Source organism: Thermoleptolyngbya sp. M55_K2018_002 (assembly GCF_015295965.1).
GTDB classification, from domain to species: domain Bacteria; phylum Cyanobacteriota; class Cyanobacteriia; order Elainellales; family Elainellaceae; genus Thermoleptolyngbya; species Thermoleptolyngbya sichuanensis.
This window is the reverse complement of the sequence record NZ_DVEA01000336.1, coordinates 1-8,669: the sequence shown is the minus strand read 5'-3', so window position 1 is coordinate 8,669 and position 8,669 is coordinate 1. Positions and strand designations below refer to the sequence as shown.

Sequence of the window (8,669 nt, the reverse complement as noted above, 5' to 3'; positions counted from 1 at the left end):
ATCACGGGCGCTATCGGCTGAGCTATTTGATGCCCGCGCTGCTGTGGACAGAGGCAACCGTGCTGGTGGCTCCGGAGGCGGTGCAGCAGCGCCTGCTGATGGTGGAGATTCCCCGGTTGCGCCAGTGGATTCCAGCAACCAAGGCCATTCGGACGGGCGATCGCCTCCCGCAAGACGGGTTTCAGGGCTTGCTGCTGACTACGCCCCAGTCCTGGCTGACCGATCGACTCCAAAATGAGGGGCGCTTTCCCGCAGCCGTGCCCACCATTTTTGACGGAGCAGACGACCTAGAGCGCTGGGCCCGCCAAGAGTTAACCATTACGCTTCGCCCTGCCGACTGGGATGCGCTGATGCTGGCCTGCCCCAGCCAAACGGAGCAAATTCGAGATGCGCGAGTGCGGCTGACCCGCCAGTTGTTTCGGCATCCGGCAAATCCCTACGAGCGCTATCTGCTGGATGCGACCGAGCTAGAGGTGCTGATCGAACTGGCGCAGCAACTTTCTGAAGAAACAGCCGCCCTGCCAGATGTTTGGCGACAGTTTTGGCAACATTATCAGCAGCCAGGGCAGATGCTTTGGGCAGATGTAAACCGTCGGCTGGGTCAATTTGCGATCGCCTGTGCGCCCGCAGATCTGGCAGACCTCCTGCGCCCAGTGTGGACCCAGCAGCCCGTGGTGCTGGTGGGCGGAGCGGTAGATCAAGAAACCGACGCAGAGATCTATCGCCAGCGCATTGGGCTGGAAGACGTGACCTGTCTCAAGTTTTCGCCCGATCGCCAGCATGAGCTAATTCACCTCTACTTGCCCGATCGCTTTCCCCTGCCCAACACGCCCCAGTTTCAGCCCGCGCTGATGAGCGAACTGCGGGCCATGCTGGCGGCGAACGTAGCACAGCAGGGATTGACGGTGGTGCTGGTGGGGGATGTGCCGCTGCGATCGCAGCTTGGGTCGCAACTGGCGGCGGAGTATGGCTCCCGCGTGCAGGTGGAAAAAACCTGTCTGGATGAGCGCGGCATTCTGGTATGCGGCTGGGAGTTTTGGCGAGAGCAGCAGGCCGTCTTGCCCGCGCCCAGCCTGCTGGTCATTACCACGCTGCCGATTCCCTCCCTGGAGGAGCCGCTGGTGTCTGGCCGCGTCGCCTACTATAAGCAGCAGCGCCAGGATTGGTTTCGGCTCTATCTGCTGCCAGAAGCCCTGAGTGAGCTGCAACGGGCGATCGCCCCTGCCCGCGAGTCCCAGGGCGTGGTTGCCCTGCTCGATACCCGTGTAAACTACCGCAGCTACGGCCAACAAGTTCTAGCCGCCCTAGCTCCCCTGGCCCGGATTAATTACCTCGATGCCAGCCTCTTTCGACACCTCGAAGGCATGGGCATCCTGGAATAGCCGCTTACTGACTTACTGAAAGGCGTTTGGGCTGGCGGAGATACAGCCTCACAGCGCTCTCATAGCGCTTTAGACGACAGGCTCATGCAGACCTCTCCCTGACAGGGATTGACTTCAACGATGACATGAGAGAGCGCGGGGATGTGTTTCAGCAGGTTTTTGTAATGCTCTGGTGGCTGCGGATCGTGGGTGACTAGCGCAACGGTGGCAGCTAGATGAACCGGGCTGACGTTCCACACGTGCAAATCGACCACCCGATTGTCGGCATCGGCTTCGATGGCGCTGATCAGATCTAGCCGAACCTTGCGATCGGCTGCGCCGTCTAGCAAGATGACCCCCGTTTCTCGGATCAGACTATTGGCCCATCGAGCAATCACCACTGCGCCGACCACGCCCATGATTGGATCGAGCCAAGTCCAGCCTCCCAATTTGCCTGCTAAAAGGGCGGCGATCGCCAGCGTCGAGGTCAGCGCATCTGCCAGGACGTGAACATAGGCAGCCCGCAGGTTGTGGTCGGTATGGGACGAGGGCGCCGTCTCCTGCGGAAGATGCGGCTGGTGAGAAGGAGCCGCAGGCTCGTGGGAATGGCTATGAGAAGGATCGTGGGAATGATCGTGGGAATCTTGCAACAGCACAGCGCTGACCAAATTCACCCCCAGCCCCAGCAGCGCCACCCAGAGGGCTTCATTAAACTGAATCTGCTGGGGCTGAAATAGCCGATATCCCGACTCGATCGCCATCAGCAGCGCCACCACCGCCAGGGCGATCGCACTCGTAAACCCACCCAGCACGCTAACCTTCCCGGTGCCAAAGGTGTATTGGGGATTGTTGGCCTGTTTCCGGGCGTATTGGTATGCGAAGACCGTAATTCCAAACGCTGCAACGTGGGTTGCCATGTGCCACCCATCGGCCAGCAGCGACATCGAGCCAAACAGGGTTCCCGCTGCAATCTCAGCAACCATCGTGACAGCAGTCAGAACCAGCACAATTTGGGTCTTGTGTTCTGCCCGATCCTGACAGATCAAAAAGTCGTGCGGATGTTGCCAGGGTTCCAGGGTGTGAATGTGCATAGCGCTCACAAGAGCAAGCTAAATCTCTATAGCTTACGACCAAGTTTGACTTTAGCCTATCAATTTTCTGTTGCTTATAGATTGCTCCAGATGACCCAAATCGCCCTTGTATTTTGGAAGTAGCAGGAGTAACTCTGGACACGCCCTCAAGCACAAAGCTCGCTGCCTAGATTAAAGAGCCTCCTGCCCTCAGTTTAGATTGCCAACGGCAGAGTGGACAGTATAACGGGTGTTCAGCGTCATGAACCAACCCGGATTGACAAGGATAGCATCGGGAGTGTAATCGCCCCTTCCCCAGGAGTGCGCCGATGACATCCACGATTTGTTTAGGTATCAACATTCCGGGTCATCTATGGTGTTTTGCATTCCAAGCAGTCCTTTGAGCCGACCAAACTTTGTCCTGCACCTTGACTACCGAAACAGTATCTAGATTCCGTTCTTCTAAAAACCCTGACGATTCGGAGGCATCTGAATCAACCCTTCATCTCCAACCCCGCTACAGCTTGAGGATCAGCCGGGCCACGTTTAAGTAAATCATCACGCCGAGGACATCGACAAACGTGGTGATGAACGGGGCCGACATGAGGGCGGGGTCGAACCCCAGCCGCTGGAATAGGAAGGGCAGGCTGGAACCCGCTACCGAGGCCAGGACGGAAATGCTCACCAGACTTGTGCCGACGGCGATCGCCACTACGAGATTTCCCTGCAACATGTACGCCCACAGCAGCACCACCGCGCCCAGCATGATGCCCAGAAACGCCCCGGCGATCGCCTCTCGTCCAATTATCGCCCAGGGTTTGGTGGAGCGCAGTTCGTCGGTATTCAGCCCGCGAATGATGACGGTAGACGACTGTGCGCCCACGTTGCCGCCTGTGCCAATCAGCAGCGGGATAAACGCCGTCAGGGCCACCACCTGCTCTAGCACGTCCTGCTGGCTGCGAATCACAGCACTCGTCCCCGTGTTGGTAATCAGCAGCACCAGCAGCCACACCACCCGCCGCCGCGCCACCGTCAGCAGATTGGTCTGAAAATAGCTGGCATCGCCCGACTGCACGCCGCCCAGTTGGTAGATCTCTTTCGTGGCCTCAGCCTCCAGCACGTCCAGCACATCGTCTACCGTGACGATGCCCACCAGCCGTCGCTCGGCATCCACCACGGGCAGCGCCAAAAAGTCGTACCGCTGGATCAGCCGCGCCACGTCTTCTTGGGCCGTGTCAGTTTGCACGCTGACCACCTCGCGCACCATGATGTCGCCGATAGTCTGCTCTGGCTGGGCCACCACCAGGTCGCGCAGGGAGAGGATGCCCGTCAGCCGCCGGGAGCCGTCCGTGACGTAGAGGTAATAGATCATTTCGCTGGCGCGGGCGAGGCTGCGGATGTGCGCGAGCGCCTGGGTCGCGTCCCACCCTTCCTCTAGGGAAATGTATTCGGGGGTCATGATGCGCCCAGCGGTGCCCGGTTCATAGCCCAGCAGCAGGGCCGTTGCGCCACGCTCCTTGGGGCTGAGCTGCGACAAGAGCCGCGTCACAACCTTGGCGGGCAGCTCGTCAAACAGGCGGGCGCGGTCGTCGGGCGACATCTGCTCCACGATATCCAGCACGTCCTGGCCGCGAAACTCTTCGATCAGCGATTGCTGTACCTCCAGGTCGAGGTATTCGTACACCTCAATGGCTTCGTCCTTGGGCAGCAGGCGAAAGGCGATTGCCTGGAGGGGGTTGGGCAAATCCTCGATTGCTTCGGCAATGTCGGCCGGCTGTGCGGGCGCGAGCAGGGCTTTGGCTTCTGGCAGGTTGTTGGCTTCTAGCAATAGCTGGAGTTGCGATCGCACGATGGGCCGCAACTCAGTTTGGGAAAGGCTTGGGGAACCCGACGGAGACTCGTCTTTAAGAGCGGTCAAGGGTGTTTGAAAAGGCGGGATGGGGTAGGACTGGCAGATGATCTAGATGATTTGGGGCGATCGCGCTGGCTCTCGCTTGTTATCTCAGTGTAAAACGAGTGGGTAGAACGAGTGGGTAAAACGAGTGGGGCGATCGCCTTAATCTTGTCTCGAATCTCGTCGGATAGATAAATCGTCACCTGATTTTTCTTCGTAACCACGCGAATAATCCCTGCTTGCCTCTATTCAAGGCTATTTCCTTATGTTTGAATTGGGGTAAGGTACTCATAAGTGCATATATTCAAAGGTAGAGGAATAACCCATGACCCACCTCACCGATGATGAAGTAGCGCTGCTGAAATCCCTGCCCATTGCCCTGTGGAGCATCAAAATCCGCGACATCGACAAGGCCCTGGTGATTCTGGCAAGGGCAGATCGGGGCCGCAAATCCTGAGCAGATTTTTGGGAAGCGTTTAGTTGGACTGGGGTGGCGGCGGCAGCGCCACGGGCAGTTGCAGGCGCACCAGGTCATACTTGCCCGCTTCGGCCAACAGCGTCATCCGGTCGGGTGGCAGGTTCAGGTCTTCGATTTTGTAGCCTAGCCCCACCAGCAGCATCGACGACGGATCGCCCTGGCCGCGAGACTGGCGACGAATGTAGGCGATCGCCGTTTCCTGGCGCTGGGCAAAGAAAATCGGTCGATGTCCATAAAACACCAGACTCGGCTTGTGCAAGCCCGCCATCATGATTGGCTCGTCGGGCTGCTGCTGTTCCACAATTTCGGCGGCAAGCTGGCGCAGGGGCAGTTGGCGATGAATGTCCAGAATATCCATCAGCGGAAACACAAACAGCAGCAGCGTCAGCGCCATTGCCGCCAGGTTTACACCCCACAGCCAGCGCCCCTGTCGTCGGATTAGCAGGGCGATCGCCCCCAGCAGCGCCAACCCCCAGATCCCCGTGCCTACGATGGGCAGCCCCGACCCGGTGATAGCTTCCTCCAGTCCGCGCACGGCGTTGTCGCTGTCTAGCCAGGGGGCGCTGTTGTAGCTGGCGATTGCCAATGCCGCCAGCAGCAGCAAATTCAGCCCGTGGCTTAGCGCCATGCCCCAGCCAGCGCGGGGTCGATGCAGCAGCAGATCACTCCAAAACAGCGCAACCAGAATGGCGATCGCCGGATAGAGCGGCAGCACATAGCTGGGCAGCTTGGTGACGGCGATGGTGAAAAAGCCAAAAATCACCGCCGCCCAGATCAGCGCAAATAGCCCAAGCTGAGTGCGGCGGTCTTCTGCCTGCCAGCGCGACCGTCGCCAAAACCGCAGTCGGGCGATCGCCGCAGGCAAATGTGCAGAATAGGGCGCAAACCCCACCAGCAGCACCACGACGTAGAAATACCAGGGCGCACGGTGCTGGTTCACCACGCGGGTAAAGCGCTCGACGTTGTGATAGCCAAAGAAGGAGTCGATGAACTTGTCGCCATTGGCAAGGGTGACGAGGATATACCAGGGCAGGGCGATCGCCAGAAACACCAGCCCGCCCCGCACCGGGCGCATATCCCTCAGCACGGTTCGCCCGTTGCCCAGATACAGCAAAAACGCCGCCACCGTCGCCCCCGGCAGCACCACGCCCACGGGCCCCTTCGTCAGCACGCCCAGCCCACACAGCACAAAAAACGCCAGATACCAGCGCTCTTTTGCCCTTAGTGAATCTGGCGACGCGGCATAGCCCCAGAAAAACGCCAGCAGCGCCCCGCCCACGCAGGCACTCAGCAGCATATCCGAAACGACCGTCCGCGCCCAGGCAATGGTCTGCAAGTTCAGCGCCATCAGCCCAGAGCCAAGGACGGCCGGGAACCAGTGGAATTTGGGGGATGGCGGGGATGGGGCGGATGGCGGAGATGGGGCGATCGCCTCTTCACCATCTTGCTCTGCCTTTGCAGACAAGCCGGGTCGGGAATAGCCAAACCGCAGCAGGGTGAAGAAGCCGAAGACCACCAGCGCCGCAGCAGACAGGGCAGAGGGCAGTCGGACGGCCCATTCGTTGACCCCAAGCGTTTTGTAGGCGATCGCCATCAGCCAGTAGATCAGCGGCGGCTTGTCAAATCGAGGCTTTTCGTTAAAGTACGGCGTGATCCAGTCGCCCGTTTCCACCATTTGGCGCGTCGCTTCGGCAAACAGCGGCTCGGTTTCGTCCACCAGCCCAATGTTGCCCAGTTGCCAAAAGAAGCCCAACCCGCAGAGCAGCCCCAGCCACGCCGCCACCAGCCCCCATTTCAGCGTCGGGCGCTTGTCGAGGTGCTGGAGCCAGGGGCGGAGGCGGGGAAACGCGAACGAGGTCATGGGTCAGCGCAGGCGGGGAAGAGGGGAAAAATACCGTTCCCATCATCGCATCATCCCCCCTTCTGTACATCCTCAATCCGTTGTACAGGCTGGGCCCTAGGCTCAAACTTCAAAGGTGGGGCAATCCCTACTCTGGTGTGGATAGAGTGGATAGAAGGGGGGGATGACGCGGGCGCTACACTGGAGGAAGCGAATCTGTAGGCCCGATGACCCATTTTCAACCGCAATCCTCTGACCCGACCACGGCCGACTACGAGGCTCCGGCGCTCGATCCGCAGACTCCGGCGAGTTTGCCCGATCCGGATCGCAACCTGCCTGTGCCGCGCCAAAGCCATATCATCAGCACGATTCTGACTCCGGCGCTGCGGCTGTGGCTGCGATCGCAGGTGGAACACGTAGACGACCTGAATTTGCTGATTGAGGGGGGCGATCGCCAGTTGCTAACGGGTCTGATTCCCCGCGTCACGATTTCGGCGCGAAACGTGGTCTATCGCGGGCTATACCTGGAGCGCATCACCCTGGTCGGTCGCGGCATCAAGGTCAACTTTCGGCAAATCTTGCGGGGCAAGCCGCTCCAGCTAGAGCGAGCCGTCCCGGTGCAGGCAGAAGTGCGCCTGTCGCAGCAAGACCTGAACGACTCGCTCCAGGGGCCTCTGCTGGCAGGCGTGGTGAACGATCTGCTGCTGAATTTGCTGAAGGCGGGAGCCGCGCCAGATCTGGTCACGCCGGATGGCAAAACGCCGATTTTGCTGGACGACTTTCGCGCCAAAGTTGCCCCAGGACTGTTGACGCTGGGTGCGGCGCTGGTGTCGAGCAATCAGGGCAGTCCGGTTCCCTTCATCATCCGCACCGGACTCCGCACCACGAATGGGCAGCAGCTTCATCTGGTGAATCCGGAGTGGCTGCCTACGCCCAAGGCAAAGCGCGGACTGGCACTGCACGATTTAGACGGATTTGCGCTGGAGTTGGGCAGCGATGTAGAGATTCAAGACCTGGAGTTGGGCGATCGCCACTTGGTCTGTCGCGGCAAGATCAACGTTGTGCCCGAATAGTTCTGCTCGAATAGTTTTGCCCCAATAATGCCCAACCGCATAGCGGCAGGTTAGCCGGAGGGATGCTGCTCGGTCTGCTGGTCTTTCATATAGCCCAATAGCCAGTTGGCGATCGTGGCGCGGCGCGTTTTGCGGGGCACGAGTTCGCCCACCTTATAGCCACCAAAGCCGAGTTGCTCTTTCAAAAGCTGCTTGTTTTCGGGCGCGATGGAGCGGGTCAGCTTGACGGTGGCCGGGCGGCTGTCGATAAAGTCAGGCGGCTCTGGGTAGGCGCTGCGCCAGTCTTCGGATACGGCGGCAGTGTCCCAGGAGCCGTCTTCGCGCTGGCGATAGCCCAGGCAGTGCCACACCAGTCGATTGGCGGTGGCATCGTCGAGGGTGTCGTTGAGGATGGCCCACACGGTTTCGACCGTGAGGGGCGGTAGATTTGTAGCACTCATGGCGCTGATGGCGAATTGCGTCGGTCGGTGCAGTCGGTCTGCGAAATATGCAAAAATCATGACACGCAGTGAAGCGCATTGCAGCGTTTCGCAGGTCGGGTTTAGCAAGTTGGGTTTCGCAGGTCGGGATAGAGGGGCGATCGCCCAGCTTCTTTCCCGGCGCAGTGCTTCAGATCTCTTTATCAGATCTCTTCAGAGGTATCCCGTGGAATTGATTAACGGCCCTTACCAGATTCCGCCGCCGAAGGGGTGGTCGCCACCCGTGGAGCCTGTTCCCCCCGCCCAGGCATCTGCACACCAGACCTCTGCGAATCTGCCGCTTTACCCAATCGAATATCGACCCATTTCGCCGCCGATCGGGTCGCGTCCTGTTGGCGCAACTGTGCCGCCGCCGATCGGGTCAACCCCTGCGAACCTGCCGATTCAGCCGCCGATTGGATCGCGTCCTGTAAACTTGCCAATTCAGCCGCCGATCGGGTCAGCTCCTGCGAATTTACCAATTCAGCCGCCGAT

At 59.7% G+C, this 8,669-nt stretch carries 8 protein-coding genes and 1 pseudogene; 4 read left to right on the top strand and 5 right to left on the bottom strand.

Annotated features, from left to right (window positions below; translation table 11 throughout):
- Nucleotides 1-1,382: helicase C-terminal domain-containing protein (locus tag IGS51_RS17240; RefSeq protein ID WP_297080050.1), on the top strand; the 1,382-nt coding region annotated here is incomplete at its 5' end.
- Nucleotides 1,383-1,441: 59 nt separating this feature from the next.
- On the opposite strand, the gene dmeF is transcribed toward IGS51_RS17240, so the two are convergent.
- The 3 genes from dmeF to IGS51_RS17225 all read right to left on the bottom strand — a co-directional run bounded on the left by dmeF (nt 1,442) and on the right by IGS51_RS17225 (nt 4,549).
- Nucleotides 1,442-2,452 carry a CDF family Co(II)/Ni(II) efflux transporter DmeF gene (gene dmeF, locus IGS51_RS17235; protein ID WP_297080049.1) on the bottom strand — a complete coding sequence of 337 codons (1,011 nt, stop codon included), beginning with the start codon at nt 2,450-2,452 and terminating at the stop codon, nt 1,442-1,444.
- Nucleotides 2,453-2,948: 496 nt separating this feature from the next.
- Nucleotides 2,949-4,349, bottom strand: a complete 1,401-nt coding sequence (gene mgtE / locus IGS51_RS17230) for a magnesium transporter (RefSeq protein ID WP_297080048.1) — start codon at nt 4,347-4,349, stop codon at nt 2,949-2,951.
- Nucleotides 4,346-4,549 (bottom strand): hypothetical protein, encoded by a 204-nt coding sequence (locus tag IGS51_RS17225; RefSeq protein WP_297080047.1) that lies wholly within the window; start codon nt 4,547-4,549, stop codon nt 4,346-4,348. The genes mgtE and IGS51_RS17225 overlap by 4 nt, the downstream gene beginning before the upstream one ends.
- Nucleotides 4,550-4,650: 101 nt before the next feature.
- Between IGS51_RS17225 and IGS51_RS17220 the strand changes: the two genes are divergently transcribed.
- The gene (locus tag IGS51_RS17220) at nt 4,651-4,782 is read left to right on the top strand and encodes a hypothetical protein (protein WP_297080046.1); all 132 of its coding nucleotides are present in this window, start codon (nt 4,651-4,653) and stop codon (nt 4,780-4,782) included.
- A 19-nt stretch (nt 4,783-4,801) separates the two neighbouring features.
- On the opposite strand, the gene IGS51_RS17215 is transcribed toward IGS51_RS17220, so the two are convergent.
- Nucleotides 4,802-6,664 (bottom strand): glycosyltransferase family 39 protein, encoded by a 1,863-nt coding sequence (locus IGS51_RS17215; protein ID WP_297080045.1) that lies wholly within the window; start codon nt 6,662-6,664, stop codon nt 4,802-4,804.
- A 206-nt stretch (nt 6,665-6,870) separates the two neighbouring features.
- On the opposite strand from IGS51_RS17215, the gene IGS51_RS17210 reads away from it, so the two are divergent.
- Nucleotides 6,871-7,716 carry a DUF2993 domain-containing protein gene (locus IGS51_RS17210; protein ID WP_297080044.1) on the top strand — a complete coding sequence of 282 codons (846 nt, stop codon included), beginning with the start codon at nt 6,871-6,873 and terminating at the stop codon, nt 7,714-7,716.
- A gap of 50 nt (nt 7,717-7,766) precedes the next feature.
- Here IGS51_RS17210 and IGS51_RS17205 read toward each other — a convergent pair whose 3' ends face one another.
- Nucleotides 7,767-8,156, bottom strand: a complete 390-nt coding sequence (locus IGS51_RS17205; RefSeq protein WP_297080051.1) for a DUF1823 family protein — start codon at nt 8,154-8,156, stop codon at nt 7,767-7,769.
- 205 nt (nt 8,157-8,361) lie between these two features.
- Here IGS51_RS17205 and IGS51_RS17200 point away from each other — a divergent pair.
- Nucleotides 8,362-8,669: pseudogene (locus tag IGS51_RS17200) on the top strand (hypothetical protein); the annotation flags it as partial.

Bases quoted from the DNA above. Each gene is read 5' to 3' on its own strand.
- dmeF (WP_297080049.1), bottom strand. From the start codon at position 2,452: ATGCACATTCACACCCTGGAACCCTGGCAACATCCGCACGACTTTTTG.
- IGS51_RS17220 (WP_297080046.1), top strand. From the start codon at position 4,651: ATGACCCACCTCACCGATGATGAAGTAGCGCTGCTGAAATCCCTGCCC.
- IGS51_RS17215 (WP_297080045.1), bottom strand. From the start codon at position 6,664: ATGACCTCGTTCGCGTTTCCCCGCCTCCGCCCCTGGCTCCAGCACCTC.
- IGS51_RS17210 (WP_297080044.1), top strand. From the start codon at position 6,871: ATGACCCATTTTCAACCGCAATCCTCTGACCCGACCACGGCCGACTAC.
- IGS51_RS17205 (WP_297080051.1), bottom strand. From the start codon at position 8,156: ATGAGTGCTACAAATCTACCGCCCCTCACGGTCGAAACCGTGTGGGCC.